At 67.5% G+C, this 26390-nt stretch carries 28 protein-coding genes and 1 tRNA gene; 13 read left to right on the top strand and 16 right to left on the bottom strand.

The window, feature by feature from the left end; translation table 11 throughout:
- The first annotated feature begins 1 nt into the window (after position 1).
- Positions 2 to 91 (top strand) — tRNA-Ser (locus HNP46_RS05980).
- A gap of 413 nt (positions 92 to 504) precedes the next feature.
- The gene (gene oprI / locus HNP46_RS05985) at positions 505 to 756 is read left to right on the top strand and encodes an outer membrane lipoprotei OprI (RefSeq protein ID WP_017517003.1); all 252 of its coding nucleotides are present in this window, start codon (positions 505 to 507) and stop codon (positions 754 to 756) included.
- A gap of 130 nt (positions 757 to 886) precedes the next feature.
- On the opposite strand, the gene HNP46_RS05990 is transcribed toward oprI, so the two are convergent.
- The 3 genes from HNP46_RS05990 to HNP46_RS06000 form a co-directional block, all read right to left on the bottom strand.
- Entirely contained in the window at positions 887 to 1870 is a 984-nt protein-coding gene (locus HNP46_RS05990) for a L,D-transpeptidase family protein (RefSeq protein ID WP_184586769.1), read from the bottom strand.
- A gap of 73 nt (positions 1871 to 1943) precedes the next feature.
- A complete protein-coding gene (locus HNP46_RS05995; protein ID WP_184586771.1) occupies positions 1944 to 2222 on the bottom strand; it encodes a hypothetical protein in 279 nt (92 codons plus the stop codon).
- Between the two features lie 87 nt (positions 2223 to 2309).
- Positions 2310 to 2915, bottom strand: a complete 606-nt coding sequence (locus tag HNP46_RS06000) for an arylesterase (protein ID WP_184586772.1) — start codon at positions 2913 to 2915, stop codon at positions 2310 to 2312.
- A 10-nt stretch (positions 2916 to 2925) separates the two neighbouring features.
- Here HNP46_RS06000 and HNP46_RS06005 point away from each other — a divergent pair, with 10 nt between their 5' ends.
- The 3 genes from HNP46_RS06005 to greB are packed head-to-tail and all read left to right on the top strand — an operon-like array spanning position 2926 to position 6663.
- Positions 2926 to 3609: an ABC transporter ATP-binding protein gene (locus tag HNP46_RS06005; protein ID WP_184586774.1), complete on the top strand. Its 684-nt coding sequence runs from the start codon at positions 2926 to 2928 to the stop codon at positions 3607 to 3609.
- Between the two features lie 13 nt (positions 3610 to 3622).
- A complete protein-coding gene (locus tag HNP46_RS06010) occupies positions 3623 to 6124 on the top strand; it encodes an ABC transporter permease (protein ID WP_184586776.1) in 2502 nt (833 codons plus the stop codon).
- A gap of 41 nt (positions 6125 to 6165) precedes the next feature.
- A complete protein-coding gene (gene greB, locus HNP46_RS06015) occupies positions 6166 to 6663 on the top strand; it encodes a transcription elongation factor GreB (RefSeq protein WP_017517009.1) in 498 nt (165 codons plus the stop codon).
- A 93-nt stretch (positions 6664 to 6756) separates the two neighbouring features.
- Here the strand turns inward: greB and HNP46_RS06020 are convergent, their stop codons facing one another.
- The gene (locus HNP46_RS06020) at positions 6757 to 7077 is read right to left on the bottom strand and encodes a hypothetical protein (RefSeq protein ID WP_184586777.1); all 321 of its coding nucleotides are present in this window, start codon (positions 7075 to 7077) and stop codon (positions 6757 to 6759) included.
- Between the two features lie 181 nt (positions 7078 to 7258).
- On the opposite strand from HNP46_RS06020, the gene thpR reads away from it, so the two are divergent.
- The gene (thpR, locus tag HNP46_RS06025) at positions 7259 to 7777 is read left to right on the top strand and encodes an RNA 2',3'-cyclic phosphodiesterase (RefSeq protein ID WP_184586779.1); all 519 of its coding nucleotides are present in this window, start codon (positions 7259 to 7261) and stop codon (positions 7775 to 7777) included.
- Here thpR and HNP46_RS06030 read toward each other — a convergent pair.
- The gene (locus tag HNP46_RS06030) at positions 7763 to 8662 is read right to left on the bottom strand and encodes a LysR family transcriptional regulator (RefSeq protein ID WP_184586781.1); all 900 of its coding nucleotides are present in this window, start codon (positions 8660 to 8662) and stop codon (positions 7763 to 7765) included. The genes thpR and HNP46_RS06030 overlap by 15 nt on opposite strands.
- Positions 8663 to 8755: 93 nt before the next feature.
- Here HNP46_RS06030 and HNP46_RS06035 point away from each other — a divergent pair, with 93 nt between their 5' ends.
- Complete coding sequence (locus tag HNP46_RS06035) at positions 8756 to 9784, top strand: YeiH family protein (protein WP_184586783.1); 1029 nt, start codon at positions 8756 to 8758, stop codon at positions 9782 to 9784.
- 153 nt (positions 9785 to 9937) lie between these two features.
- Here the strand turns inward: HNP46_RS06035 and HNP46_RS06040 are convergent, their stop codons facing one another.
- Complete coding sequence (locus tag HNP46_RS06040; protein WP_184586785.1) at positions 9938 to 10372, bottom strand: DoxX family protein; 435 nt, start codon at positions 10370 to 10372, stop codon at positions 9938 to 9940.
- A 130-nt stretch (positions 10373 to 10502) separates the two neighbouring features.
- Positions 10503 to 11927 carry a transglycosylase SLT domain-containing protein gene (locus tag HNP46_RS06045; protein ID WP_184586787.1) on the bottom strand — a complete coding sequence of 475 codons (1425 nt, stop codon included), beginning with the start codon at positions 11925 to 11927 and terminating at the stop codon, positions 10503 to 10505.
- A 225-nt stretch (positions 11928 to 12152) separates the two neighbouring features.
- Between HNP46_RS06045 and HNP46_RS06050 the strand changes: the two genes are divergently transcribed.
- From HNP46_RS06050 to HNP46_RS06060, 3 genes are all read left to right on the top strand, one after another.
- Complete coding sequence (locus HNP46_RS06050; RefSeq protein WP_184586789.1) at positions 12153 to 12953, top strand: TatD family hydrolase; 801 nt, start codon at positions 12153 to 12155, stop codon at positions 12951 to 12953.
- Positions 12954 to 13090: 137 nt separating this feature from the next.
- Positions 13091 to 14569 (top strand): methyl-accepting chemotaxis protein, encoded by a 1479-nt coding sequence (locus HNP46_RS06055; RefSeq protein WP_184586791.1) that lies wholly within the window; start codon positions 13091 to 13093, stop codon positions 14567 to 14569.
- 141 nt (positions 14570 to 14710) lie between these two features.
- Positions 14711 to 15070, top strand: a complete 360-nt coding sequence (locus tag HNP46_RS06060; RefSeq protein ID WP_184586793.1) for an Mpo1-like protein — start codon at positions 14711 to 14713, stop codon at positions 15068 to 15070.
- 92 nt (positions 15071 to 15162) lie between these two features.
- On the opposite strand, the gene HNP46_RS35775 is transcribed toward HNP46_RS06060, so the two are convergent.
- Positions 15163 to 15414 carry a hypothetical protein gene (locus tag HNP46_RS35775; protein ID WP_260403095.1) on the bottom strand — a complete coding sequence of 84 codons (252 nt, stop codon included), beginning with the start codon at positions 15412 to 15414 and terminating at the stop codon, positions 15163 to 15165.
- On the opposite strand from HNP46_RS35775, the gene HNP46_RS06065 reads away from it, so the two are divergent.
- Together HNP46_RS06065 and HNP46_RS06070 are read left to right on the top strand one after the other, a co-directional pair.
- Positions 15400 to 15690 carry a hypothetical protein gene (locus tag HNP46_RS06065; protein ID WP_260403096.1) on the top strand — a complete coding sequence of 97 codons (291 nt, stop codon included), beginning with the start codon at positions 15400 to 15402 and terminating at the stop codon, positions 15688 to 15690. The genes HNP46_RS35775 and HNP46_RS06065 overlap by 15 nt on opposite strands.
- A gap of 5 nt (positions 15691 to 15695) precedes the next feature.
- Entirely contained in the window at positions 15696 to 17267 is a 1572-nt protein-coding gene (locus tag HNP46_RS06070) for a GGDEF domain-containing protein (protein ID WP_184586794.1), read from the top strand.
- A 6-nt stretch (positions 17268 to 17273) separates the two neighbouring features.
- Here HNP46_RS06070 and HNP46_RS06075 read toward each other — a convergent pair whose 3' ends face one another.
- From HNP46_RS06075 to HNP46_RS06100, 6 genes are all read right to left on the bottom strand, one after another.
- Positions 17274 to 18074, bottom strand: coding sequence for an acyl-CoA thioesterase (locus HNP46_RS06075; protein WP_184586796.1), 801 nt, complete (start codon positions 18072 to 18074; stop codon positions 17274 to 17276).
- A 97-nt stretch (positions 18075 to 18171) separates the two neighbouring features.
- Positions 18172 to 18942, bottom strand: a complete 771-nt coding sequence (locus tag HNP46_RS06080) for a CHAD domain-containing protein (RefSeq protein WP_184586798.1) — start codon at positions 18940 to 18942, stop codon at positions 18172 to 18174.
- A 79-nt stretch (positions 18943 to 19021) separates the two neighbouring features.
- Complete coding sequence (locus tag HNP46_RS06085; RefSeq protein ID WP_184586800.1) at positions 19022 to 21025, bottom strand: transglutaminase TgpA family protein; 2004 nt, start codon at positions 21023 to 21025, stop codon at positions 19022 to 19024.
- Complete coding sequence (locus HNP46_RS06090; RefSeq protein ID WP_260403097.1) at positions 21022 to 21984, bottom strand: DUF58 domain-containing protein; 963 nt, start codon at positions 21982 to 21984, stop codon at positions 21022 to 21024. Before HNP46_RS06090 ends, HNP46_RS06085 begins: the two co-directional genes overlap by 4 nt.
- The gene (locus tag HNP46_RS06095) at positions 21984 to 22901 is read right to left on the bottom strand and encodes an AAA family ATPase (protein ID WP_184586802.1); all 918 of its coding nucleotides are present in this window, start codon (positions 22899 to 22901) and stop codon (positions 21984 to 21986) included. Before HNP46_RS06095 ends, HNP46_RS06090 begins: the two co-directional genes overlap by 1 nt.
- 112 nt (positions 22902 to 23013) lie before the next feature.
- Complete coding sequence (locus tag HNP46_RS06100) at positions 23014 to 23874, bottom strand: LysR family transcriptional regulator (protein ID WP_184586804.1); 861 nt, start codon at positions 23872 to 23874, stop codon at positions 23014 to 23016.
- Positions 23875 to 24005: 131 nt separating this feature from the next.
- On the opposite strand from HNP46_RS06100, the gene HNP46_RS06105 reads away from it, so the two are divergent.
- Positions 24006 to 24449, top strand: coding sequence for a multidrug/biocide efflux PACE transporter (locus HNP46_RS06105; protein ID WP_184586806.1), 444 nt, complete (start codon positions 24006 to 24008; stop codon positions 24447 to 24449).
- Positions 24450 to 24667: 218 nt separating this feature from the next.
- Here HNP46_RS06105 and pyrF read toward each other — a convergent pair whose 3' ends face one another.
- Both pyrF and HNP46_RS06115 read right to left on the bottom strand, forming a co-directional pair.
- On the bottom strand, positions 24668 to 25366 hold the full coding sequence (pyrF, locus tag HNP46_RS06110; protein WP_184586808.1) for an orotidine-5'-phosphate decarboxylase: 699 nt from the start codon (positions 25364 to 25366) through the stop codon (positions 24668 to 24670).
- Positions 25367 to 25466: 100 nt separating this feature from the next.
- Positions 25467 to 26390, bottom strand: a complete 924-nt coding sequence (locus tag HNP46_RS06115) for a response regulator (protein ID WP_184586810.1) — start codon at positions 26388 to 26390, stop codon at positions 25467 to 25469.

The following is a 26390-nucleotide window of genomic DNA, read 5'->3' on the forward strand; positions in this document are numbered from 1 at the left end:
TGGTGAGGTGTCCGAGCGGTTGAAGGAGCACGCCTGGAAAGTGTGTATACGAGAAATCGTATCGAGGGTTCGAATCCCTCCCTCACCGCCAGATTCATGAAAAAGCCCGGCTAAGCAATTAGCCGGGCTTTTTCGTTTTCTGCGTTCACACTTTCTTCACCTGTTGCGACCTTCTTGCAAGTTGCCAGTTGGACAAATGCACAATGGCGATTAAACAGTTGTTCGATCATTGACGACAGTCATCTGACAGCTTGGTTCCGAAGCCTGTAATACGCCGCAGGTTCCGTCTGACACCCGCAGGCCACACAGCTTTGCCAGATTGGACAGTTTTTGCCCAAATCGGCCTCGGACAACTGCTAAGAGTGGCACTAACATGAAAAAAAAGTGCCGTACTTGCGCTTGGTCAGTTTACTTACTACAAGTAATGGGTACTATGTAGTCCGGCTAATTTCCCAGTGATGGGAGATTGCTTTTAATGGAAATGTCCACCTTAAGGGGAACACGATGAACAACGTTCTGAAATTCTCTGCTCTGGCTCTGGCTGCTGTTCTGGCCACCGGTTGCAGCAGCCACTCGAAAGAAACCGAAGCACGTCTGACCGCTACTGAAGACGCCGCTGCCCGCGCTCAAGCCCGTGCCGATGAAGCCTATCGCAAGGCTGACGAAGCTCTGGCCGCCGCTCAGAAAGCCCAGCAGACCGCTGACGAGGCTAACGAGCGCGCCCTGCGTATGCTGGACAAAGCCAGCCGCAAGTAATAGATCTTCGGATCTGTTCAAAAAGCCGACCCTTCGGGGTCGGTTTTTTTATGCCCGCAGGAAAGCCGCGGGCAAGAAAAAGCCCGCTCGACCGGTGACGGTCGGCGGGCTTTCGCGTTGCGGCTACAGCTTACTGCAGCGGCATGGCGTCCTGGTCGACGGTGGCCGCCACCGAACCGCCCTGGGGCACTTGCTGGGGCTGGGCGATGGCGACCGGCAGGCCGTCTTCGGCAGCCACCACTTCACGCACCACGTTCCAGTCCATCTGCATCTGGTTGGCGATGTCTTCGCGCTTGAGCAGGGCGTTGATCACGGCGGTGTGCTTGTCGACCACCGACGGGTTGCCGTTGTCGTCGATCGGCGCGTGGGCCTCGAGGTAGATCTTGCCCTCGCTGCGGCCAAACTTGTAGGGCTCGTTGATGATGCGCACCTTGGTGCCCACCGGAATCATCGAGAACAGCTGGGTCACGTCCCAGTTGTACATGCGGAAGCAGCCGTGGCTGGTGCGGGTGCCGATGCCGAACTTCTTGTTCGAACCGTGGATCAGGTAGCCGTGGAAGCCCAGGCTCATCTTGTACGGACCCAGCGGGTTGTCCGGACCCGGCGGCACCACGGAGGGCAGCGGGTCGCCGTCGGCGGCGTGCTCGGCGCGGATCGACGCCGGCGGGTACCAGGCCGGGTCCTTGGTCTTGGCGATCACGCTGGTGCTGCCCACCGGCGAGCCCCAGCCTTCGCGACCGATACCCAGGGCGTAGGTGTAGACGACGTTCTTGTCCTTGGGGAAGTAGTACAGGCGGTACTCGGCGAGGTTGATCACCACGCCTTCGCGGGGGCCGGCCGGCAGGACGAAACGGGTCGGGATGATGACTTCGGTGCCCACGCCCGGCAGCCAGGCATCGACGCCCGGGTTGGCAGCGATCATCTCGGAGTAACCCAGGCCGTACTTCTCGCCCAGGTCGGCGAAGGTGTCTTCGTACTTGGCCTTGATCACCTGGACCTGGCCGACGATATCGTCGCCCGGCGCAGGCAGCGGCAATTCAATGGCGGAAACGGGGCCGGCCGAGAGCAGCGCGGCGAGGGACAGCGAGCAGGCGGCAATGACGCGCGACAACATCCGGAGATCCTTGACGAGGGCAATGGGCAAAGGGTGAACAGTTTACCATTGCCAATCCCGTCACTGGGAGATATCAGACGAGCCAGGAGCTCCGTGCGCCGTGCTTTTCCTGATCCAGTTGTTTCAGGCAGGCGGCGCAGATGCGCCGGTCGCGCAGCAGCGGCTTTTCCGCCCCGCGCCACAGCGGCTGCGCCGGCAGCAGGCTGCCGCACAGCGTGCGATCGGCCGGGGTACCCAGCTCCAGCTGGCGCGCGACCAGATGCACCCGGACCTCGCGGCAGGCGAACAGATCCAGCTGCTCGTCAGGCTCGATCAGCTGGTAGGCGAAGAGGGTCCAGGCGGGGCGCGGCATAGGGGGTTCCAGAAGGGTGCGCAAACATAGCGGAAAGGCCGTGCGCGGGGAAGCCCAAGTTCTGTGGATTATCGTAGTCGCTGCTGATCAAAGCAGCGGCTTGAGCGTCGGCCAGACGTTGTCGAGCAGCCTGGGCTGAGCCCCGACCGCCGGATGGATGCCATCGGCCTGCATCATGCCCGGCACACCGCCTACCCCTTCGAGGAAGAACGGTACCAGCGGGATCTTCTGCTCGCTCGCCACGCTGCCGTAGACCTTGGCGAAAGCATCGGTGTAGCGCTGACCGTAATTGGGTGGCAGGCGCATGCCCAGCAGGATGACCCTGGCCCCGGCCTGCTGCGACTGCTGGGCCATCGCATTAAGATTCTGTTGCAATTGCGCCGGCGCCATTCCGCGCAGGCCATCGTTGCCGCCCAATTCGATCACCACCAGCTTCGGCTTCTGCTCCGAAAGCAGCGCCGGCAGCCGCGCCAGGCCTCCCGCCGTGGTGTCGCCGGAGATCGACGCATTCACCACCCGGTAGTCGAAACCCTGCTCCTGCAGACGCTTGTCCAGCAGGCTGACCCAACCCTGGCTGGTATCCAGTCCCAAACCGGCGCTGATACTATCGCCGACGACCAACAGCGTCTGCGCCGCGGCCTGCTGCGTGATCAGAAGCAACGCCAGGCAGCCGCCCATTAGCCATGCACGCATCGGATTCTCCATGAGCGAAAGCATTCTCACCGCGCGGAACCTTAGCAAGGTTGTTTCCAGCGCGGAAGGCAAGCTGACCATCCTCCACGACCTCTCCCTGGACCTCGCCCGCGGCGACAGCCTCGCCATCGTCGGCAGTTCCGGCTCGGGCAAGTCCACCCTGCTGGGCCTGCTCGCCGGGCTGGACCTGCCCAGCGACGGCGAGATCGTCCTGCTCGGCCACACCCTGGGCAGCCTCGATGAAGACCAGCGCGCCCGCGTGCGCGCCGCCCACGTCGGCTTCGTCTTCCAGTCCTTTCAACTGCTCGACAGCCTCAATGCGCTGGAGAACGTCATGCTGCCGCTGGAGCTGGATGGCCGCAAGGACGCCGGGCAGCGCGCCCGCGAGCTGCTCGAGCGGGTCGGCCTCGGCCAGCGCCTGACCCACTACCCGCGCCAGCTCTCCGGCGGCGAACAGCAGCGGGTCGCCATCGCCCGTGCGTTTGCCGCCGAACCGGACGTGCTGTTCGCCGACGAACCCACCGGCAACCTCGACACCCACACCGGCGAACGCATCAGCGACCTGCTCTTCGAGCTGAACCGCGAGCGCGGCACCACCCTCGTCCTGGTCACCCACGACGAGCGCCTGGCGCACCGCTGCCAGCGCCACATCCGCCTGGAAAGCGGCCACCTGATCGACCACGTCGAACCCTGACGGACGAGAGCCGATGAAGCCACTGTCGCTGCCCAACCTGTTCCGCCTGTCCCTGCGCCAGCTGTGGCGCGAAGGTCGCAGCGGCGAACTGCGGGTGCTGTTCTTCGCCCTGCTGGTGGCGGTGGCTGCTAGCTCCGCCATCGGCTATTTCAGCGCGCGACTCAACGGCGCCATGCTGGTACGCGCCGCCGAATTCCTCGGTGCCGACCTGGTCCTCACCGGTACCCAACCGGCGCAGCCGGAACAGATCGATCGCGGCCTCAAGCTCGGCCTGCAGCACGCGCAGAGTGTCGAGTTCTCCAGCGTGGTTGCCACCGACAATGGCATCCAGCTGAGCAGCGTGAAGGCCGTCGGCGACAGCTATCCCCTGCGCGGCGAACTCAAGAGCGCACCCGCGCCCCTGCAGCCGGAAGTCGAAGGCGGCCGTCCGGCGCCGGGGGATATCTGGGTCGAGTCGCGGCTGCTGGCGAGCCTGGACCTGAAGATCGGCGACAGCGTCGATATCGGCCGCAAGTCGCTGCGCATCGCCCGCGTGCTGACCTATGAACCGGACCGCGCCGGCGACTTCTACAGCCTGACCCCACGGGTGATGATGAGCCTGCACGACCTGGACGCCACCGGCGTGGTGCAGCCCGGCAGCCGGGTGCGTTATCGCGATCTCTGGGGCGGCGCCCACGACGCGCTGCAGACCTACCGGCAGGCAACCCAGGGCAACCTCGCTGCCAACCAGGAGCTGCAGGATGCGCACCACGGCAACCGGCAGATCGGCGACGCCCTGGGCCGCGCCGAGCGCTACCTGAACCTTGCCAGCCTCGCCGCCGTGCTGCTGGCCGGCGTGGCGGTGGCGCTGTCGGCCAACCGCTTCGCCACTCGCCGCTTCGACGCCAGCGCGCTGCTGCGCTGCCTGGGTCTGTCGCGCCGCGAAGCGCTGCTGCTGTATGGCAGCCAACTGTTCGTGCTGGGGCTGGTCGCCAGCGTCTGCGGCGCATTCCTCGGCTGGCTCGCACAACTGGGCCTGATGCACCTGCTGGGCAACCTGCTGCCACCGGAGATTCCCGAAGCCGGCATAGTCCCTGCGCTGGCCGGCATGGCCACCGGACTGGTCGCCCTCGCCGGCCTCGCCCTGCCCCCACTGGCCGCCCTCGGTCGCGTGCCGCCGCTGCGGGTGCTGCGAAGCGACCTGCTGCCGGTGCCGATGCGCACCTGGGCCGCTTACGGCTGCGCCCTGCTCGCCCTCGGCCTGATCATGTGGCGGCTCAGCCTCGACCTGAAACTCACCCTCGCCCTGCTCGGCGGGGGCGCGATTGCCGCGGTGATTCTCGGTTTCATCCTGCTGCTCGCCCTGCGCGGCCTGCGCAGCGCGCTGCAGGGCGCCAGCCTGCCGTGGCGCCTGGGCCTGGGGCAGTTGCTGCGCTACCCGCTGGCCGCCGCCGGGCAGAGCCTGGCCTTCGGCCTGATCCTGCTGGCCATGGCGCTGATCGCCCTGCTGCGCGGCGAACTGCTCGACACCTGGCATTCGCAGTTGCCAGCCAATGCACCGAACCACTTCGCGCTGAATATCCTGCCCGCCGAAAAAGACGGCTTCGAGCAGAAGGTGAAGGCGCTGTCGCCCAACGCCGAAGATCTTTACCCGATGGTTCCTGGCCGCCTGGTGGCGGTGAACGGCAAGCCCGTGCAGACACTGAAGGAAGATGTGCGCAGCGAGCGCGCCCTGCATCGCGACCTCGGCCTGACGTGGTCCGCGCGCCTGCCGGCGGGCAACCAGATAGTCGCCGGCGACTGGTGGAAAGCTGGGGAGAACAGCGAGCTGCCGGGCGTCTCGGTGGAGGAAAAACTCGCCGGCAACCTCGGCCTGAAGGTCGGCGACCACCTCAGCTTCACCGTCGCCGGGCAGACCCGCGAGGCGCAGATCCGCAGCCTGCGCTCGGTGAAGTGGGACAACTTCCAGCCGAACTTCTTCATGGTCTTCGAACCCGGCACCCTCACCGATCTGCCGGTGACCTACCTGACCAGCTTCTACCTGCCGGCCAGCCAGGAACGCCAGCTGATCGAACTGGCGCGCGCCTACCCCACCGTCACGTTGCTGCCGGTGGACGCGCTATTGGCGCAGTTGCGCAGCATCCTCGACCAGGTGACCCTGGCGGTGGAGTACGTGCTGGTGTTCGTCCTCGCCGCCGGCTTCGTGGTGCTGTTCGCCGGCCTGCAGGCAACCCTTGATGAGCGCCTGCGCCAGGGTGCGCTACTGCGCGCGCTGGGCGCCGAACGCAGCCTGCTGATGCGCACACGACGCAGCGAGTTCGCCCTGCTCGGCGCGGTCAGCGGCCTGCTGGCGGCGCTGGGCTGCGAGCTGATCAGCTACCTGCTCTACCGGCTGGTGTTCGACCTGCCGTGGAGCCCGCACCCCTGGCTGCTGGTGTTGCCGCTGCTGGGCGCGCTGCTGGTGGGCGGCGCCGGCCTGCTGGGCACGCGCCGCGCGCTCAGCGTGAGCCCGTTGCGCCTGCTGCGCGAGAGCTGATCGGGTAGACTGCGCCGATCACTCTCGCCGCACTGGACGCCATGAGCCGTTATCGCCCGCCCCGCCCCGCCGGAACTCCACTGATCACCCCTGAAGGCGAAGCGCGCCTGCGCGCCGAACTGCATGAACTGTGGAACGTGCGCCGACCGCAGGTGACCCAGTCGGTCAGCGAGGCTGCGGCGCAGGGCGACCGCTCGGAGAACGCCGAGTACACCTACGGCAAGAAGATGCTGCGTGAGATCGACAGCCGCGTGCGCTTCCTGCGCAAGCGCCTGGAGAACTGCAAGGTGGTCAGCGAGCGTCCGGCCGATCCGAACAAGGTCTACTTCGGCGCCTGGGTCACCCTGGAGGACGAGGACGGCGAACAGGCCCGCTACCGCATCGTCGGCCCGGACGAGCTGGACCTGCGCAACAACCACATCAGCATCGACTCGCCCCTGGCCCGCGCACTGGTGGGCAAGGAGCTGGACGCCGAGGTGATGGTGCGCAGCCCATCGGGAGAGAAGATGTGGTTCGTGGTAGAGATCGAGTATCCCTGAGGCATATGCGCGTAGGAGCGAGCTTGCTCGCGAACCCGCCCAGCGCCGGAGCTGCCGGTGAATCCGTTCGCGAGCAAGCTCGCTCCTACAGGATCAGAGCGGCTGAGGACGCCGGGTGATCAAACCCTGCCGAGCGACACGGGTCAGCTCGTGAACGGCGGCCTCCAGCTGCTCGGCCAGCGGCGACTGCACCACGGCGAAATCGAAGCTGTCGGACGGGAAGCGGGCAAGGTCGGCGAAGGTTTCGGCGAACTGGATCAGGAAGGTGCGCGAGCCGTTCCAGCGCTTGGGCCAGCCATCGAGGTAACGGACGAGGGTGGGCTGGTGATTGCCGCCCAGGAGAATCTTCGGATTGCGCCGCACCAGGCCGGTGGTGATCGGGGCCAGGCGCACATGCGGGTTGGGACAGGTCATGGTGTCACGTCTCCGCCTCAGGGGTCCTGCTGGACGCGGCGAGAGGCACACCGAACCAGCGCTTTAGCGGTATTTCGATGTCAGCCATCGCTGCATCCGCGCCCCGCAAGTTGCTACTTAAATCGGCGCTGTGCGGCATCCTAGAGAAGCCCCGGCAACGCTGTCAAGGAGACTTCAGTCGATGACCACCCCACCTCTGCGGCTGTTCTTCGCCCTGCCCTGCCCGGCGCAACTGGCGGCGCAAATCTGCACCTGGCGCGACGGCCTGCACCTCGACGGCCAGCCCGTCGCCCAGGCCAACCTGCACCTGACCCTGGCCTTCCTCGGCGCCGTGCCGCGCGGGCGCAAGGCGGAACTGCGCGCCATCGGCGAAAGCCTGCCGCGCCAGGGCTTCAACCTGGAACTGGACCACATCGCCCGCTGGAGCAACGGCATCCTGCACCTGGCGCCCAGCAGCGTGCCGGCCGCCCTCCACGAGCTTGTCCACGCCCTGCGCGAGGCACTGCGTGCGGGTGGTTTCGAAGTGGAACATCGCCCGTTCCATCCGCACATCACCCTTGCCCGCCACGCGCACCACACACCGACCGCCAGCGCTTCCTTCCTGCTGCCGGCCCAGGCCGTCACCCTGTTCAGCTCGGAGAACAGCCCCACCGGCGTGCGCTACCGCGCCATCGGCGAATGGCCGCTAGCGAACGCCTGAACGCTCCGCCCAGCCCTGGGCGTAATCGAGGAAGCGGCGCAGGCCGGCCGTGGGGTACTTGTCGATGTGCAGCGCGCGGAAGAAGGTACGCCGCAGCGGCCCCAGCGGGTTGTCCAGGCGCACCAGTTCACCCCGCGCCAACTCTGCCTGCACCACGCGCTGCGACAGGCAGCCGATGCCGAAGCCGCTGCCCACCAGATGCTTGATCGCCTCGGCGTTGCTCACTTCCAGCGGCGCGTTGACGCTGCCCAGGCGCGGCAGGACCTGCTGCTCGAACGTCACCCGCGTTCCCGACCCCGACTCGCGCAGCACCCAGCGCGCCGCGGCGAGGTCTTGCAAGGTGACGCGCTCGGCCAGCGCCAGGGGATGGTCCGGCGCCACCACCAGCAGCAGCTCATCGGCCATCCAGGGCGTGAGCTGGATCTGCGGATGCTGGATCGGCGCCTCGATGAAGGCCACGTCCAGGCGAAACTCCGCCAGCGCCTCGATCACCCCGCCACTATTGGCCACATGAAGTTCCAGGCGGCTCTCAGGCAATTCGGCGAGAAAGCCGGACATCACCTGCGGCAGCAGGTAGCCGCCGATGCTGCGGCTGGCCCCGAGGCTCAGTTGCACTGGCGCCGACTCGAACAGGCTCTCCAGCTCGGCGCTCTGCGCCAGCAACGCACTGGCCTTGGGATAGAAAGCACGGCCGTTGTCGTTCAGCGCCAGACGCTTGCCGCTGCGGTCGAACAGGCGCGTGCCGAGGGTACGCTCCAGCTCCTGCAGCGCCTGGCTGGCGGCGGATTGTGAGAGAGCGATACGCGCCGCCGCCTGGGTCACGTTGCCCAGTTCGGCGATGGCGGTGAAGGTCGCCAGTTGGCGAAGGGTGATGCGCGGGGCCATATCGATAAAACCGGTCAACCCAATAAGAACAATCCGTTTTTACACTAAGCGAGCGAGCGGCACCATGGTTGCACCTTACACAAGGAGCCCTCCATGAACGCCCTTCGCCGCCTGCCCTACTACCTCCCCGGCGCCCTGCTCTGCCTGGCCATCGCCTTCGGCTCCCGCCAGCTCATGGAGATTCCCGCCCTGCAGCACCTGGGGCTGGGCAGCCTGACCCTGGCGATCCTCATCGGCCTGCTGGCCGGCAACCTCGGCCTGGCCCGTTTCGGCAGCATCCGCCCCGGCATCGACCTGTCGCGCCAGCAACTGCTGCGCCTGGGCGTGGTGCTCTACGGCCTGCGCCTGACCTTCCAGGACATCGCCGCCCTCGGCCCGGCCGCACTGATCATCGACGTGCTGATGGTCGCCAGCACCCTGACCGTGGCCTGGTGGATCGGCGAGCGCTGGCTCAAGTTGCCGCGCGAGAGCGCTTTGCTGATCGGCGCCGGCAGCGCCATCTGCGGCGCCGCGGCGGTAATGGCGAGCAGCCCGGTACTCAAGGCACGCGCCGAGCACACCGCCGTCGCAGTTGCTACCGTGGTGCTCTTCGGCACCCTGGCGATGCTGCTGCACCCGCTGATCTACGCCGCGCTGCCCAACCTGTTCGGCAGCGAACAGGCCTTCGGCATTTTCACCGGCTCGACCATCCACGAAGTCGCCCAAGTCGTCGCCGCCGGCCGCGCCATGGACCCGGCCGCCGCCGACGCCGCGCTGATCAGCAAGATGCTGCGCGTCCTGCTGCTGGCGCCGGCCCTGCTGATCCTCGGTCGCGTCGGCTGTGCCGGAGCCGCCGAACCAGGCGCCCGCCGCAAGCTGCACATTCCCGGCTTTGCCGTGTTCTTCATGCTGGTGACCGGCCTGCGCTCGCTGGGCTGGGTACCGGAAAGCTGGCTGGCGCCGCTGCAGCAACTGGACGACGTGATGCTCGGCATGGCCATGGCCGCCCTGGGCCTGGCCACCCGCCTGGGTGACCTGCGCAAGGAAGGCCCCAGGCCGCTGCTGCTGGGCGCCGGGCTGTTCGTCTTCCTGCTGGTGGGTGGCGGCTTGATCAACGCGGGAGTGCAGCACCTGTTCCATTGATGCGGAATGCAGGCAGGAGCGGACTTGCTCGCGAACCTTCCCCACCTCGATGCTCCCGGCGAGCCCTGCTCGCGAGCAAGCTCGCTCCTACGAAAAGCCAAACCCAAAAAAGCCGGGCAATTGCCCGGCTTTTTCATGGCTGGAGATCGGCGATCAGCTGGACAGCTTGCGGTCCAGGGAGAACGGGCCGGCGCCGCTGATCAGCAGTGCCACGCTGATCATGATCAGCGTGAAGGCGTATTCGAAGCCGTTCTCGGTGATGAAGAAGCCGTTGGCCAGGTGCACGCTGAATACCGCAACCAGCATGGCGACGATCAGCGGGATGCTCGCCAGGCGTACCAGCAGGCCGAGCACCAGGGCCAGGCCGCCGAAGAACTCGGCGCTGCCGGCGAGGGTGGCCATCAGGTAGCCGGGAGTCACGCCGAGGGATTCCAGCCAGCCGGCCATGCCCTGCAGACCCGGGCCACCGAAGGCGCCGAAGAGTTTCTGCGAGCCGTGGGCCATGAAGGTCAGACCGGTGGTGATGCGCAGGACAGCGATACCGGCGCCGGCGTTGGTGGTCAGGATGGATTTGATCAGCGAGTTCATGGTGCGTCCTTGTTGGATGACAGGGTTGCGTAGGAAGTGGATGGCAACCGCGGTTGCTTGGCGACCAATATATCCAGTTTTTCCGATATCAAAAGCGCAAAATCGCGCTTATATCTATCGAATAATTGAATTACTTCTTGATCACCGCCACGCGCTCACGTGGCTCCAGGCCATCACGTTCCCGCTGATAGGCAAGATAGTACTTGTTGACGCTGCTGACGTAGTTCACCACGCCCATACCCAACTGCTCGGCCGCCACCCGTTCGACCTGGAAGAACCACTGGTTGGGGTTCAGACCCTGGCGCTTGGCCTCCGCACGCAGGCTTTGCACCCGCTCGGGACCGGCGTTGTAGGCAGCGAGGACGAACGCCATGCGATCGCGTTCGTTGATGCGCGGGCTGGAGAAGAAACGCTTGCGCAGCATGGCCATGTAGCGGCTGGCGGCCTGCACGTTGCTTTCCTTGTGATGCACGGTGTCCACGCCGACGGCGCGGGCCGCTGCCGGGGTGATCTGCATCAGCCCGGTGGCACCGCCGGCGCCGCGCGCGCCGGCATCGAGGTTGGATTCCTTGAACGCCACGGCGGCCAGGGCCAGCCAGTCGACGTTGGCCTGCTCGCCATAATGCTGCAGGGTCGGCCGCACCGCTTCCAGGCGCTTGCGGTCAGGCACCACCAGCGGGTTGCGCACCTGGTAGGCGCGCCGGTAGAGACGCTGGAATGCCGCATCCTGGTCGGCCGGCGCGCGGTAATCCTTGAGGAAACGATTGACGCTGGCGCGCAGCATCGGCGCGTCGCGGCGCACGTACCAGCTCATCGGCTCGCTGTTATCCAGCACCAGATGGCGGTCCACGCGCAGCTTGGTGAAGACCTTGGCCCAGCGCTCGGCAATCGGCTGCTCGACCACGGTGTAATTGAAGATGCCGGCCTGGACCATCTCCAGCACGTCTTCCACGGCCAGGGAGGTATCGGTCCACTCCAGCACCAGCGGCGCCATGCGCTTCTGCGCCAGGCGCTCGTTGACCTTGCGCACCGCCTCGCCCGCGGCGCTGCCGGCCGGCAGGGTGATGGTGCGCCCGGCGAGCTGTTCCAGGCGGACGAACTTGCGGTTGCCCTGCTTGGTTACCAGCACCAGCGGCACGTCGGCCTTCCACGGCAGGCTGGGGCTGACGTTCTGCCCGTCGCGGGCCAGCAGGACTTCCCCGGGCGCGACCAGATCGCCTTCGCCGCGCTGCAGGGCGCCGAGCAGCTGGTCCTTGGCCTTGGGAATGAACTTGATGGTGAGCGGCTTGCGCCCGCCGGCGCTGTCGTTGAGGTACTGCTCGAAGGCGCGCAGGCGGCGGTATTCGACGCCGATGGGTTCGCCCTTGATCTCGCCGGAGCTGTTGCGGCTCTGGTTGACCAGCACCCGCAGGGTGCCGCCGGAGCGAATCGCGGCCAGATCGTGGCTGTCGCTGCTGTCCTGTTCCCAGCTTTCCGGCTGGGTGGTCAGACGCGCGGCCGCCGGCAGTGGCGTCAGGGCCACCAGGCACAGCAGTATCAGCAGCAGTCGGGTCATCCAGCTCTCCGGGGTCTCGCACTCGGCGACGGGGCCGATTCGAGTGCGGTTTCAGCCGGAAGTTCCCGGCCGCCAAGGGCGCGCAAGATTCTCACAGGAGGGGCTCATTACCAACCCGAAACTTCCGATAGATTTTCGGAACAATCCGCAACCTGCTGTTTTATATGATTTTTCGCCCGTAAGTCGGCATTTGCTATGCTGCGCTTCCGGACAAAAGGAAGAAAAATGCAACTGATCGACATCGGCGTCAACCTCACCCACCCGAGCTTCGTGCCGGAACGTGAAGCAGTGCTCGCCCGCGCACTGGATGCCGGCGTGGTGCAGATGGTGCTCACCGGCACCAGCCTGGAGGACAGCGAACAGGCCCTGCAGCTGTGCCACCAGCTCGACCGCGAGCGGCGACTCTACAGCACCGCTGGCGTCCATCCCCATGAGGCAAGTCAGTGGAACGGCGAGAGCGCCAGGGCGCTGCGCGCTCTGCTGGCGGAAGAGCGGGTGAAGGCGGTCGGCGAGTGCGGCCTGGACTTCAATCGCGACTTCTCGCCGCGCCCGCAGCAGGAGAAGGCCTTCGAAGAACAGCTGGGCCTGGCCGTGGAGCTGCAATTGCCGGTGTTCATCCACGAGCGCGATGCCGGCGAGCGCCTGCTGGCGATCCTCAAGGGCTTTCGCGACCAGTTGCCTGCCGCCGTGGTGCACTGTTTCACCGGCGAGCGCCGCACCCTCTATTCCTACCTCGACCTCGACCTGCACATCGGCATCACCGGCTGGATCTGCGACGAGCGCCGTGGCACCCACCTGCAGGAACTGGTGCAGGAGATTCCCCAAGGTCGGCTGATGCTGGAAAGCGACGCGCCCTACCTGCTGCCGCGCACTCTGCGTCCGAAGCCCAAGAGCGGGCGCAACCAGCCGGCCTACCTGCAGGAAGTCCTGGCCTGCGTTGCCCTGCACCGGGGCGAAAGCGCCGAGCAGGTCGCCGCCCACACCACGGCCTGCGCGCGGCGGTTTTTCGACCTGCCGGAAATTTGAACCAGCTCTCAAGAATGCGGCTCGTCGGCCGATAAGTCGGGGGCAGAAGGTGGCTTGATCGGCATCAATGGCCAACCTTCATCCTTTTCACGACAATAATGGCGCCTTGCCACTATTTGACCGACAAGAAGAGATTTATGGCCGCCTGGATCCGCGATATTTCCCTCAAGTACAAATTCTGGGCCGTTAACGCGGTCGCCTTCGTCACGACGCTGCTGCTGGTGCTGTTCGCCATGCACCAGGAGCTCGACGGGCGCAACCAGCAGGCACGCCAGGGTGCCGAGGCCCAGGCGCAGTTGCTGAAGAACTGGCCGGCCGGCTCGGCGCTGCCGACTTCGGCGAACCTCATCAGCTTCGCCAGCGGCAGCGCGCCGCAGATCGCCGGCATCGACACCGCCGCGCTGGCACGCGCCAGCGGCTGGGTCGACCTGCAGGGGGCGCAGAGCCGCAACGGTGCCCTGGCCGGTGCCTACGTGCAGGATCTCGGCAACGGCCAGCGGGTCGCCGTGCTCGCTCCCGGTGGCGACTTCTGGACGGTCTTCGAGGACCGCGCCCTGCCCTACGCCGGCGCCGTGCTGGTGCTCATGCTGGCCCTGCTGGGCGCCTCGCAGTTGCTCATCCGCTTCATCCTCACCCACCTGCTGACCCTGCGTGACGTGATGCTGCACGTGGAGAAGAGCGGTGACCTGGCCGCCCGCGTGCCGCTGGAAAGCCGCGATGAAGTCGGCCAGATGGCTACTGCGTTCAACGCCATGCAGGCCGGCTATCAACGCGTGGTCGGCACTGTCGCCCAGGCCGCCGGGCGCCTCGATGAAGGCGCCCGCAGCCTCGCCAGCAGCATGGGCCAGGTACGCCAGGGCATGCTCGGCCAGCAGAGCGAGACCGACCAGGCCGCCACCGCGATCAACGAGATGTCCACCACCGTCCACCACATCGCCCAGCACGCCGCCGACACCCGCGACCAGTCGCAGGAAGCCGACCGCCTGGCGGGCAACGGCCAGCAGGTGGTCGGCCGCGTCGGCCAGTCCATCGCCGGGCTGTCCCAGGGCGTGCAGCAGACTGCCGAAATGATCCAGCAGCTGGCCCAGGACAGTCACAAGATCAGCAGCGTGGTCAGCGTCATTCACGGCATCGCCGAACAGACCAACCTGCTCGCCCTCAACGCCGCCATCGAGGCCGCCCGTGCTGGCGAGATGGGCCGCGGCTTCGCCGTGGTGGCCGATGAGGTGCGCAACCTGGCCAAGCGCGTGCAGGACTCCACCGACGAGATCACCCAGATGATCGGCGCGCTGCAGTCCGGCACCCGCGACGCCGTGGAGTTCATGCAGGAAAGCTCGATCAAGGCCGACGGCTGCGTCGAGGAAGCCCGCGAGGCCGGCGAGGCCCTCGCCGCCATCGCCTCGGCCGTGGCGCTGATGCGCGAAAGCAACACGCAGATCGCCGTGGCCGCCGAGCAGCAGAGCCAGGTGGCCGAGGAAATGACCCGTTCGGTGGTGGGCATCCGCGACGTCACCGAGCACACCGTGCAGCAGACCGTGGATTCGGCCGGCACCAGCCACCAGTTGGCCGATCTTGCCGGCGAACTCAGCCGCGCCATCCGCCAGCTGCGCCTCTGACTCCCGTACAGCCCCTATCGCCCGCATAGCCTGCGCCCATTGGCGCGGGTGACGCGGCTGCACCTAGACTGCTGGCATTGCGCCCACCGGCACCCAGGTGGGCTTTTCAGTCTCGGGCCTGCAAACCCAGGGAGTCGCGCCATGGGCAAACGCCAACCCAACCTGTTCGCCTGGCAATGGCAGGGCTACGCCGCCAACCACCGCCACCCCACCAACCTGGCGCTGCACATCATCGCCGTGCCGCTGTTCATCCTCGGCGCGCTGACGTTGCTCAGCGGGCTGTTCAGCCTGAGCCTGGCGGCCATCCTGCTGGGCGTGATCGGCATGGTCGCCTCGCTGGCGATCCAGGGCCGCGGACACAAGCTGGAGCAGCAGGCGCCCGAGCCCTTCAGCGATCGCCAGGACGCCGTGGGCCGCTTGCTCGCCGAGCAATTCGTCACCTTCCCGCGCTTCGTTCTCAGCGGCGCCTGGTGGCGGGCCTGGCGCAACCCTCGGCCGTAGTCCTTCGCACCCAGCCGGGCTTAACAGCAAAGCGCGGCATTTCGGCCATTCAAGTCCAGGGCCGGTTCGCCGATATAATTGACGAGATTTCGTCACGAGCTGTTGAGATGTCGGCTTTTCGTCATTTTATTGGCATTTTTGCCTGCCTGTTTATTGGCATCACTGCTGGCACAAACGCCCTTGCCGCCCCGCAGCAGCCGGCTGCCCAGCGCACTGTGCTGACCCTGGCGGTGGCCGGGCAGCCGCAGCTCACGCGCCGTTTCAACCTGGCGCAGCTGCAGGCCCTGCCCGATCACCGCCTGCGCTCCATGCTCCCGGAGGAATCGCAGGTGCATGCCTGGCATGGCGTACGCCTGAGCGACCTGCTGGTGGGCACCCCGCGCCATGACGCGCAATATCTGCGCATCGAGGCGCTGAACGACTACTCCGCGCTGATCCCGATGAGCGACCTCGAGCGCTTCCAGCCGATCCTCGCCTACCGCCGCGATGACCAGCTCATCGGCATCGCCGAGCGCGGCCCGCTGTTCATCATCTACCCGATGGTCGATCACCCGGAGCTGCGCACCCAGGTGTACTTCAACCGCACCGTCTGGCAGGTCAGCCGCATTACCGTGGAGTGAGCGTCGTGCCCCCGCATCGTCCCGGCCGGCGCCATCGCCGTCTGATCATCACCGTCCTCAGCGCCCTGATCGTGGCGCTGACCGTCGGCGCCGGCGCCGCCCTGCTGATGGTGCGCCAGCACGTCCGCCACCTGGCCCACCCCGATGCCCACAGCGAGCTATGGCAGGCGTACCAACTGCGCGCGGAGCTCGACCGTTCGCTGAACACCGCACGCCAGGTACTCGCCGGCAGGAGCGACAGCGACGCCCTGGCAACCCGCGTCGAGGTCCTCTCCAGCCTGCTGCCGCCGCTGCGCGAGACGCCCATCTACGCCTACCTGGGCATGCCGCGCCCGGAGATCCAGGCCACCCTGGAACGGATTCAGCGCCTGAGCGACGACTGGCTGGCCCGCGCGCCCTGGGGCCAGCCGCAGGCGGCGAAGGTGCTGGCCGAGCAGATGCAACGCGAGCTGCCGCCGCTGCTCGAACCCACCCATGAGCTGGTGGTGGCCACCAACATCGCCCTGACCAACTACCTCGACGCCGAGCGCCTCGACCTGCAGCACGCCTTCAACCTGCTCGCCTGGGTCCTCTCCGGCCTGGGCCTGTGCAGCGTCCTGCTGGCCCTGCGGGTGATCGCCAACTCGCGGCGCAAGCTGCTGCTGACCCAGCGCCTGAACGACCTCAACCATTCGCTGGAGCAACGCGTCGAGCAGCGCACCCATGAGCTGAGCGAACGCAAGGCGCTGCTGCGCTACATCCTCGACACCAGTCCCAGCGACGTGGCCCTGCTCAGCGACGAGGACTCCCGCGCCCACTACGTCAGCCCGCGTCTGCTGCGGCGCACCGGCATCCGCCCGCACGAGCCCTTCACCCTGCACCGGCTGTTCGACGACCCGGATGAGGAAGCCCGCTTCCGCCTGTCCCTGGCCGAACACGGCCAGCTGGACAGCTGGGAGACCCGCCTGGCGGGCAACCCGCCCTACTGGGCGATCGTCTGGGCGCGGCGCATGGAAGTGGACGGCCGCCCCGCCTCGCTGGTGTGGAGTTTCGACATCAACCAGCGCAAGACCATGGAGCAGGAGCTGCGCCTGCTGGCCACCACCGACCCGCTGACCGGCCTGCAGAACCGCCACGCCTTCGTCAAACGTGGCGTGGCCCTGCTCAAGAGTGCGCAGCGTTACAACCGCCAATGCTCGGCGCTGATGCTCGACATCGATTTTTTCAAGCCGATCAACGACACCCACGGCCATGCCTTCGGCGATGCGGTGCTGCAGGCGGTGGCGCGGGAGCTGAGCCACAGCCTGCGCGAAGTCGACCTGCTGGGCCGCCTGGGCGGCGAGGAGTTCGCCGCGATCCTCCCCGAGACCGACCTGCAGCAGGCCCGGCAGGTGGCCGAGCGGGTGCGCAACAGCGTGCAGGCGTTGTCCTTCACCAGCGAAGATGGCAGCCGCGTGCGTCTGACCCTGAGCATCGGCGTGGCCGCACGGCGCGACGGCGAACTGCGCCTGGAAGACCTGCTGGCCCGTGCTGACCGTGCCCTGTACCGGGCCAAGGCGGGCGGGCGCAACCGCACGGAAACGGCGCCCGGCCCCTGAGGGCGGCTAGCCGAAGATGGTGACCGTCTGCCGACCGATCGCCAGCAACTGGCCGTCGGCGGACCAGGTCTGCGCGGCGATGTGGCCGTAGCCGTCACGGGCATGCTCGATGGCCGCCAGGTACTGGCACCAGCCGTTGGCGGGCATCGCCGGCAGCGGCTGGACGAACTCCACGGTCCAGGTCAGCGAACTGGACGGCGCCGGCGATTTCAGGTGCGGCAGATTGGCAGGCGGCCAGGCGTCGATCAACGCCAGCAGGTGGCTGATCTCCATCGGCTCCTCACCCACGCCGTCACCACGAAAGCGCATCCAGCCGCCCATCTCGCGCTCGCGGCTGGAGGAAAACGGCATGTGCCCGACGGCCCAGCGCATGGCGATGTTCTGTGTGAAAGCCGGCATCAGCTTGCGGATGTAGGGCAGCTCCTGGCAGTCCTCGATGGCCTTGAAAACCGGCGGCGGCAGGCCTTCGACCTGCACGCCGGATTCGCGCGCCACGCCGAAGCTGCCCTGGGCCAGCAGCACCACCTGGCCGTTCTGTACGGCGCGGCAGAAAACCTGGCTGACCGACTTGCCCTCGCGCAGCACCTCGGCCTCGAAGCTCACCGGCACCTCGACCTCGATCGGACCGACAAAAGTGAGCGCCAGGGAACGCACCGGGCGACCGGCTTCGGCCACCGCCGCCATCGCTTCGTACGCCAGCGCCGCCACCAGCCCGCCGAAACTGGCGCGGCCCTGGGCCCACGCCGCGGGAATGACGAGGGACAAGGGCGCGGTACGGGCCGCCTGGAGCATTTCGGTGAAGGTCATGTGCACTCTTCCATAGGGGACTGCCGACGATCTTAGGTCGCCCGGCGGCCGCGGCAAACCATCCAAAGCCTTGTCCCCGGCAGGAAATGCCACGCCATCAATGGCTTCGATGCAGGGCCTTCTCCAGCGCTTCGAGGCTCTCGTCGGCCAGTTGCTCGGCCAGGTCGTGGCGGGCGTTCCAGTGCGGCTGCAGCGGCATCAGGTCCAGCTCGCGCTCGCTGCGGATCAGCCACTGCTCGTAGTCATGCCATTCGCCCAGGGCGGATTGCGCATCCTTGAGCGGCGCGAGCAGGCGTTGCGGCACCGCCGATTCCTTCGGGTACGCCTCCAGGGAATAGCGCACGCGCTTGATCAGCAGGCGCAGGCGATGGCGGTCGTGCTCCGGGTCCTTGAGCGCCGCGCGCAGCTTCTGCCACTCCTTGGCCAAGCGCTTCTCGACCCTGGCGTGCAACCCCTTGAGCACATCGTGACGCTCGGCGGTACGCCACAACTGCGGCCAGCCGTCCAGGCGCATCATCAGCCGCTCCCACTGCGGGCTGGCGAGCAGCGTGGCGTAGCCGGACAGCAGTGCCGGCCGGCGCAGCGCGGCGGCGCGATCATAGCCCTGGGCTTCGAGCACCGGCAGCAGCACCTCCAGGTCGCGCAGCGGGCCACTGAGCCGGCCCATGTCGCCCAGGGCCTGCTCCAGTTCGTCGATGCCGGGCATGCCACGCACCGGATGCAGCAGGCTGCGCAGGCGCCGTACGGCGATGCGCAGGTCGTGCAGCGCTTCGGGATCGGACGCGGCCCGCAGGCGGGAGGAAGCGGAGAACAGCGCCACCTCCTGTTCGATCAGATGGCTCACCAGGTAATCGCTGAAGGCAGTCACGGCGTACTCCACTGGGCAGGGGAAATCTCAGGTTAGCCCTCGCCGGCACTCCGGCAAGCGGCCTGGGTCAGGGTTGCGCTCATTGGCGGCGATAGAGCTTCCACGGCAGTTCGCGGCGCAGCCGCGCGAGGTGCGCGCGCAGGGCACCGGGGTCCTGCCGCGCGCCACCGAAACGCTGCGCCTCGAAGGCTTCGCCGTAGACGCGGATCGCCTCGGCGTGGGCTGGCAGGGCCTGGCTCGCGCGGCGGGAAAACGCCCGCGGCCCCTCCCCCGCCGCGCGGCGCACGCCCAGCGGCGCCAGCAACTGCTCGAAGCGCTGGAAGCTGCGCAACTGCAGGTCGCGCTCGCGCCGCCAGGGCTTGAACAGCAGCAGCGCCAGCAGTCCCAGCAGCAGCCCGCCGCCGCCCACCAGCAGGGCACCGATCCAGCTGCGGTCGAGGTCGCCGAACCAGCGCCGCAGCACGCCATCCTGCTGCTCGCCCTGGTAGCCCAGCACCGAAACCTGCCAGGAATAGTTGAGGTTGTCCCAGGCGGCGCGCAGGTCGTTGATCAGCGAGATGTTGCGATAGCGCAGCGGCGAGAACGGGTCCTGTTCGAGGAAACTGCCCTCGCTGCTCATGGCCGCCTCCAGCCCTTGTTCGATGCGCTCCGGCGACACCGCGCCGGTGGGATCGACCCGCGTCCAGCCGCTGCCGTCCTGCCAGTACTCGACCCAGGCGTGGGCGTCGAACTGACGCACGCTCAGGTAGTTGCCAGATGGACTCAGCTCGCCGCCCTGGTAGCCGGTGACGACCCGCGCCGGTATCCCCGCCGCGCGCAGCACGAAGGTCATGGCGCCGGCATAGTGCTCGCAGAAACCGGCACGGGTGTCGAAGAGGAAACCGTCGATCCGCTCCTGCCCCGCGTCCGGCGGCCGCAGGGTGTAGCTGAAGGGCTGCTCGCGGAAGTGCCGCAGCATCGCCTGCACCAGGTCGGCGGGTTGCCGATAGCGTTCGTGCAACTCCTGCGCCCAGGCGCGGGCCCTGGGGTTGCCGGCCTTGGGCAGCGCCAGGTTGACCCGTTGGGCACGGGCGCCATCAGTGGGTTCGAGCTGGGCTTCGGGCCAGGAAGTGGCGTTGTAGATCAGTGCCTGGCGCACCGGCGTCCGCCGCTCCAGGTGGAAGTCGCTCATCAGCCGCGCATGGCCCTGGGTGGCCTGCGCCACGTCGAGGCCGAACAGCCAGGGGCGGCCGTTGGGCTCCATCAGCACCTGGTAGTTCAAGGCAGCGCCCTGCTCGCGCCATTGCGGCGCGACGTCGCCACGCTGGAACGCGGCGCTCCAGCGTACGCCGTCGAAGCGCTCCAGGGTCAGCGCCCGCCAGTACAGCTGCGAGTGGGGCGGCGGCTGACCGTCGAAACTCACGCGGAACGCCAGCTCCGGCGACTGGCTGAGCGAGACCATGTCCCCTGGTGCCATGCTGTCGCTCAGGCCGGTGACGGCCTGGTTGCCCGGCATCGGCAGCGACCACAGCGGCCCCATGCGCGGGAACAGCACGAACAGCAGGAGCATCAGCGGCAGCGCCTGCAGCAGCAGGCTGCCGGCCAGGCGCAGGGTGGTGAAGGGGCGCGCGGCGAAGCCGCTCTGCTGCAGGCCGATCGCCGCCGCCAGCAGCGCCAGCACCGGCAGCAGGCTGAAAGCGGCGGCGAGGATGTCGTCCTGGAACAGGTAGCTGGTGGTCACCGCGAAGAAGCCCAGCAGGATCAGCACCCAGGCGTCGCGACGCGTGCGCAGCTCCACCAGCTTGACCACGAAGGCGGCGATCAGCAGCACCACGCCGGCATCCAGGCCGATCAGCGAGCCGCGGGAGAACCACACGCCCAGGCCGGCCAGGACCACCAGCCCGAGCTTGGCGATGCCGCTGGGATAGGCGGCGCGCATGCGGAACACCTGCACGCGCCAGGCCGCGCAGCCCAGCCAGAGGGCGACGATCCAGACCGGAAGGTGCTCCAGGTGGGGAATGATCACCACGGCCTGGGCAACCAGCAGCCAGGTCAGCGCGACCCGCGGGATCGGCTGGGCAGCGACGGCGGTCGCGCCGCTCATGGGCGCACTCCGTGCAGCGCGAGGGCGCGCAGACAGGCCTCGCGGTGTCCGTCGCCCAGGCCCACCGGCACCTGTGCATCCGGCAGGTTCAGGCCGAAGGGTTGTTGCCGCAGCGACAGTTGCAGGACCCAGTGGCACAGGCGCGACAAGCGCCCTTCGGCATCGCCACCCAGGCTGTTGAAATCCAGCCAGAGGTTGCGTCCGGCCAGGGCGGAAAAGTCCTTCACCAGCAAACCCTGGCCACGGGAGTAGGCCTTCCAGTGCAGGCGCCGGCGCGAGTCGCCGCTCTGGTAGGGACGCAGTCCCTGGAAGTCATCCACGCCCCGGCCGACGGCGCGGGCGCCCTCCTCGTCGTCGTCCGCCACCCCGGCCTGCAGCGGCAGATCGCCAGGCAGCGGATGGGGATAGACCAGTGCGGCCTGGTCCAGGTCGACCCAGCTCCAGGCCACCAGCAGGCCGAGCGGGAAGCGGCTCTCCACCCGCAGCCGGCCAGGGCGCAGCCAGCCGCGGCGCTCGGCGGGCAGGCTGAGCAGCAGTTCCTCGGCCTGGTCGGCGGCGACATCGGCGAACTGCAGGCGCTCGGCGCTCCAGCCCAGGGCGATGGCCTGGCGCGGGCGGCCTTCACCTTCCAGGCGCACGCGGAAGGCGACCTGCTCGCCGACGAACACCGGCTGCGCACCCAGCGCCGTCAGGCGCAGGCCACCGAGATTGCGGTAGGTGTGCAGGATGGCAACGATGAACAGCGACAGCAGCAGGAAGGTCAGGCCGTAGGCCAGGCTGTTCTGGTAATTGATTGCGGTCAGCAGCATCAGCAGCAGCGCCACGCCGAAGGCCATGCCCTGCCGCGTGGGGATGATGAAGATGCGTCGCTGGTTGAGCTGCAGGCTGGACGCAGGCGGGATGCGCCGGGCGATCCAGCCCTGCCAGCGCGGCCGCACCCAGGCGGGCAGGGCCGCCATCAGAGCGCCGGGACCTCGCGCAGCAGCCACTGCACCAGCGCGCCGCCGCCATGGCCGGCGGGGTCGGCCTGGTCGCGCAGGCGGTGGCCGGCCACCGATGGCAGCACCACCTGCACGTCCTCGGGAATCACGTAGTCGCGCCCGGCCAGCAGCGCCCAGGCGCGCGCCGCCGCCAGCAGCGCCAGGCTGCCGCGCGGCGACAGGCCGAGGGCGAAGGCCGGCTGGCTGCGGGTGGCTTCCACCAGGCGCAGCACGTAGTCCACCAGCGCGTCGCTGGCGCGCACCTGCAGCGCCTCGGCCTGCAATGCCATCAGCTCATTGGGTTCGAGCATCGGTTCCAGGCGCGGCAGCAGGTCGCGGCGCGCCTCGCCCAGCAGCAGGGCCTTCTCCGCCGCACGGCCGGGATAGCCCAGGGACAGGCGCATGAGGAAGCGGTCGAGCTGCGACTCGGGCAGCGCGAAGGTGCCACCCTGGGTCACCGGGTTCTGCGTGGCGATGACGAAGAACGGCTCGGGCAGCGGGCGGGTCGCGCCCTCGATGGTCACCTGGCCCTCTTCCATGGCTTCCAGCAAAGCGCTCTGGCTCTTGGGCGTGGCGCGGTTGATCTCGTCGGCGAGCACCAGCTCGGAGAAGATCGGCCCCGGATGGAAGACGAACTGCCCGGTGTCCTTGTCGAACACCGAGGTACCCAGCACGTCGCCGGGCAACAGGTCGGAGGTGAACTGGATGCGCTGGAAGCTCAGGCCGAGCACCCGCGCCAGGGCGTGGCTGAGGGTGGTCTTGCCCATGCCGGGCAGGTCCTCGATGAGCAGGTGGCCACGGGCGAGCAGGCAGGTCAGGGCGAGTCGCACCTGGATGTCCTTGCCGAGTAGGACTTCATCTACTGCCTTCAGACAATTTTCCAGCTTGGCGCGCATCCTGACCTCTCAATCTAGGAAAACTCCGATCCTACTGGTGTCACGCCGACCATCAAAGGCTTCGACACATTTAGTCCGCAATCTGTGATGCAGAGCGGTTATCCAGAGCGCCTCAACGCCCCAGCAGGCGTTCCGCCAACCAACTCGCCGCCGGCCCCAGCCGCCGCTGCCGCGACCAGATCACGTCGACCGCCACCCGCCGCGGCCAGCCGGCGACCTTGAGCTCCTGCATGCGCCCGCTGGCGAAGCGTCCCACCATCCAGCTGGGCAGTTCGATCCAGCCGAACCCCAGCACCGCCATGTCCAGCAACAGCAGGTAGTTCGGTGCGCTCCAGCAGCGCCCGCCGAGCATCGGCGCCGCATCGTCCAGGTAGGTGTTCAGGCGCAGCGCCCGGTAGGCGAGCAGGTCCTCGCGCTCCACGCTCGCGCGGCCCGCGAGTGTATGGTCGCGGCTGACGAACAGGCCGAACTCGGCCTGTTCGCTCAGCGTCGCCGAGCTCACGTCCGGCGGGTAATCCTTCTGCGCTGCCAGCAGCCCCAGGCTGGCGCGGCCCTGGACCACCAGGTCGAGCACATCGCTGTCCTCGGCGATCAGCCATTCGAACTCCAGGTCCGGATAACGGGCATCGATTTCCGCCAGCCGCGCCTCGAATTCGGCGGACTGGTAGGTGTCGGACATCGCCAGGGTCACCCGCGACTCCAATCCGCCGACGAGCTGATGGGCGAGCTGGCCGAGACGGTCGTTGGCCATCAGCACCTCTTCCACCCGCCCGAGCAGCGCATGGCCGGCTTCGGTCAGTTGCGGCTGGCGCGCGCTGCGGTCGAACAGGGTCAGGCCGAGGTCGATCTCCAGGCGGGCGATGGCCTCGCTGACGGTGGACTGGCTCTTGCCCAGCTTGCGTGCAGCGGCGCTGAAGGAGCCCAGGCAGGCGGCCTCGGCGAAAGCCTGCAGGGATTCGGGGGAGTATTGCATGGTGGCACCCTCTTCCATCGGTTAAGCCGATGGTATCCAACTTAGATCCAGCCGGTCGACCGATGATAATGGCGCCGGACCGACGGAGTCGGCCTTCTCGTGATTGAGAGTTTCATGCCTGGAGATACCCCATGACTCCCACCAAAACCCTGAAAGAGCGGATGTTCCACGCCGGCCTTTTCGAACTGCTGGCGGTGGTCATCTGCGCACCGACCCTGGCCTGGCTGATGGACAAGCCGCTGGGCCACATGGGCGCCATGACCCTGATGTTCTCGGCCATCGCCACCGTGTGGAACATGCTGTTCAACGCCGCCTTCGACCGCGCGCAGAACCGCATGGGCTTTTCCCGGACCCTTTCGGTGCGTGTACTGCACGCCTCGCTGTTCGAGCTGGGCCTGATCATCCTGCTGGTGCCGCTGGCCGCCTGGTGGCTGTCGGTGAGCCTGCTGGAGGCGTTCATCCTCGACATCGGCCTGGTGCTGTTCTTCCTGCCCTACGCGCTGGTGTTCAACTGGGTCTACGACGTGCTGCGCGAGCGCTGGGTGGGTCGGGAACCAGTAGCGCAAGCAAACTGACTTCGCGTCAGGGCACCGATGCTCAATGTAGGGCGCATAACGCCTCCGGCGTTATCCGCCATCGCGGCGGATAACCCGTTCCGGGTTATGCGCCCTACAGCAGATTCGGCATTTAATGAAGCACTGGGCCTACGGCAATGCAGCAAACCAGAAACGAAAAAGCCCGCAACGATGCGGGCTTTTTCGTTTCTGGCAGCTTCTCAATGCAGAGAAAGGGCTCAAGCCAGGCTGGCGGCGATCTCGGCCAGGGCCTTGGCCGGGTCGGCGGCCTGGCTGATCGGGCGGCCGATCACCAGGTAGTCGGAGCCGTTGTCCAGCGCCTGGCGCGGGGTGAGGATGCGCCGCTGGTCGTCCTGGGCGCTGCCGGCTGGGCGGATGCCGGGGGTGACCAGTTGCAGCGCCGGGTGCGCGGCTTTCAGCGCCGGCGCTTCCTGGGCGGAGCACACCAGGCCGTCCATGCCGGCCTTCTGCGCCAACGCCGCCAGGCGCAGTACCTGCTCCTGCGGCTCGACGTCCAGGCCGATGCCGGCCAGGTCCTCGCGCTCCATGCTGGTCAGCACGGTCACGCCGATCAGCAGCGGCGATGGGCCGTTGAAGGCGTCCAGGGTCTCGCGGCAGGCGCTCATCATGCGCAGGCCGCCGGAGCAGTGCACGTTGACCATCCACACGCCCATCTCGGCGGCGGCGCGCACGGCCATCGCGGTGGTGTTGGGGATGTCGTGGAATTTCAGGTCGAGGAAGACTTCGAAGCCGCGGCCATTGAGGGTCTCGACGATACCGGCGGCGCAGCTGGTGAACAACTCCTTGCCCACCTTCACCCGGCACAGTTTCGGATCGAGCTGGTCAGCCAGCGCCAGCGCGGCTTCGCGGGTGGGGAAATCCAGGGCGACGATGATCGGGGTCTGGCAGGCGGACATGGGCTCTCTCGCGGCGTTCGAAAAAATCGGCGCGCATTGTCGCAGAAACGCGCCGACTTCCGTAGCCCGCCCGGCAGGAATGCTGCGTCGGCGGCGGCGCTCAGGCACTGAGCCGTTCGCGCAGGCGGCCGAGCATGCCCAGCAGGCTGCCGACCTTCTCCCGCTCGCGGTCCTCGCGCGGCACCTCGGCGCTGCGTGCGACCTTCTGCTCGGGCTGCGCGCGCCACAGCAGCGCCTGTTCGGCGGCGGCCTTCAGGCCCTTCTCGAACAGCCCGCGACGGATCGGCTTGGGCAGGTAGCGGAAGATCTGCGCCTGGTTGATCAGCGCCAGCAGGTCCTGGGTGTCGCGGAACGGCGTGACGACGATGCTCAGCAGGCGCGGATGGGCCTGGGCCAGGGACTTGAGCAGCGGCGCGGTGTCCTCGCCGGCAAGCTTCAGGTCGCTGACCAGGATGTCGATGGGCTCGCTGTTGAGCCGCACGATGGCCTCGGCCAGGTTGCGCGCACGGTGCAACTGGTGGGTGCCGGCGCTGCAGAACTCGCCGACGCTGGCCAATGTCTCGGCGTCCTCGTCCAGCAGCAGCACGTTGAGCGGCGCGACGACGCGACTGATGGCCTTGGTGTCGATCGGCTCGACCGGCAGCTGGCGCAGGGCGATCTCCGCTGCCTGGCGCAGGGTGAAGGCCATTTCCTGCGGGTCCCAGGGCTTGGTCAGGTAGCGGAAGATGCCGCCGCTGTTGAGCGCTTCCACTGCCGCGTCAAGGTCGGAGTAACCGGTGAGGAGGATACGCAGGGTATCCGGGGCGATCTCCTGGGCCTGGGCGAGCAGCTCGGCGCCAGTCATCTGCGGCATGCGCTGGTCGCTGACGAGGATGTCGATACGCTCATCGCGCAGGCGCTGCAGGGCCTGGTGCGGATCGGTCTCCACCAGCACTTCGTAGTGCCGGCGGAACTGCATCGCGAGGCTGCGCAGGATGCGCTCCTCGTCGTCGACGAAGAGGATGCGGACAGGCTGCTGGCTCAT

Origin of the sequence: Pseudomonas nitroreducens (assembly GCF_014204515.1) — a bacterium.
Lineage (GTDB): Bacteria > Pseudomonadota > Gammaproteobacteria > Pseudomonadales > Pseudomonadaceae > Pseudomonas > Pseudomonas nitritireducens_A.

Bases quoted from the DNA above. Each gene is read 5' to 3' on its own strand.
- oprI (WP_017517003.1), top strand. From the start codon at position 505: ATGAACAACGTTCTGAAATTCTCTGCTCTGGCTCTGGCTGCTGTTCTG.
- HNP46_RS05990 (WP_184586769.1), bottom strand. From the start codon at position 1,870: ATGTTGTCGCGCGTCATTGCCGCCTGCTCGCTGTCCCTCGCCGCGCTG.
- HNP46_RS05995 (WP_184586771.1), bottom strand. From the start codon at position 2,222: ATGCCGCGCCCCGCCTGGACCCTCTTCGCCTACCAGCTGATCGAGCCT.
- HNP46_RS06000 (WP_184586772.1), bottom strand. From the start codon at position 2,915: ATGCGTGCATGGCTAATGGGCGGCTGCCTGGCGTTGCTTCTGATCACG.
- HNP46_RS06005 (WP_184586774.1), top strand. From the start codon at position 2,926: ATGAGCGAAAGCATTCTCACCGCGCGGAACCTTAGCAAGGTTGTTTCC.
- HNP46_RS06010 (WP_184586776.1), top strand. From the start codon at position 3,623: ATGAAGCCACTGTCGCTGCCCAACCTGTTCCGCCTGTCCCTGCGCCAG.
- greB (WP_017517009.1), top strand. From the start codon at position 6,166: ATGAGCCGTTATCGCCCGCCCCGCCCCGCCGGAACTCCACTGATCACC.
- HNP46_RS06020 (WP_184586777.1), bottom strand. From the start codon at position 7,077: ATGACCTGTCCCAACCCGCATGTGCGCCTGGCCCCGATCACCACCGGC.
- thpR (WP_184586779.1), top strand. From the start codon at position 7,259: ATGACCACCCCACCTCTGCGGCTGTTCTTCGCCCTGCCCTGCCCGGCG.
- HNP46_RS06030 (WP_184586781.1), bottom strand. From the start codon at position 8,662: ATGGCCCCGCGCATCACCCTTCGCCAACTGGCGACCTTCACCGCCATC.
- HNP46_RS06035 (WP_184586783.1), top strand. From the start codon at position 8,756: ATGAACGCCCTTCGCCGCCTGCCCTACTACCTCCCCGGCGCCCTGCTC.
- HNP46_RS06040 (WP_184586785.1), bottom strand. From the start codon at position 10,372: ATGAACTCGCTGATCAAATCCATCCTGACCACCAACGCCGGCGCCGGT.
- HNP46_RS06045 (WP_184586787.1), bottom strand. From the start codon at position 11,927: ATGACCCGACTGCTGCTGATACTGCTGTGCCTGGTGGCCCTGACGCCA.
- HNP46_RS06050 (WP_184586789.1), top strand. From the start codon at position 12,153: ATGCAACTGATCGACATCGGCGTCAACCTCACCCACCCGAGCTTCGTG.
- HNP46_RS06055 (WP_184586791.1), top strand. From the start codon at position 13,091: ATGGCCGCCTGGATCCGCGATATTTCCCTCAAGTACAAATTCTGGGCC.
- HNP46_RS06060 (WP_184586793.1), top strand. From the start codon at position 14,711: ATGGGCAAACGCCAACCCAACCTGTTCGCCTGGCAATGGCAGGGCTAC.
- HNP46_RS35775 (WP_260403095.1), bottom strand. From the start codon at position 15,414: ATGCCAGGCATGCACCTGCGATTCCTCCGGGAGCATGGAGCGCAGGCG.
- HNP46_RS06075 (WP_184586796.1), bottom strand. From the start codon at position 18,074: ATGACCTTCACCGAAATGCTCCAGGCGGCCCGTACCGCGCCCTTGTCC.
- HNP46_RS06085 (WP_184586800.1), bottom strand. From the start codon at position 21,025: ATGAGCGGCGCGACCGCCGTCGCTGCCCAGCCGATCCCGCGGGTCGCG.
- HNP46_RS06090 (WP_260403097.1), bottom strand. From the start codon at position 21,984: ATGGCGGCCCTGCCCGCCTGGGTGCGGCCGCGCTGGCAGGGCTGGATC.
- HNP46_RS06095 (WP_184586802.1), bottom strand. From the start codon at position 22,901: ATGCGCGCCAAGCTGGAAAATTGTCTGAAGGCAGTAGATGAAGTCCTA.
- HNP46_RS06100 (WP_184586804.1), bottom strand. From the start codon at position 23,874: ATGCAATACTCCCCCGAATCCCTGCAGGCTTTCGCCGAGGCCGCCTGC.
- HNP46_RS06105 (WP_184586806.1), top strand. From the start codon at position 24,006: ATGACTCCCACCAAAACCCTGAAAGAGCGGATGTTCCACGCCGGCCTT.
- pyrF (WP_184586808.1), bottom strand. From the start codon at position 25,366: ATGTCCGCCTGCCAGACCCCGATCATCGTCGCCCTGGATTTCCCCACC.
- HNP46_RS06115 (WP_184586810.1), bottom strand. From the start codon at position 26,390: ATGAGCCAGCAGCCTGTCCGCATCCTCTTCGTCGACGACGAGGAGCGC.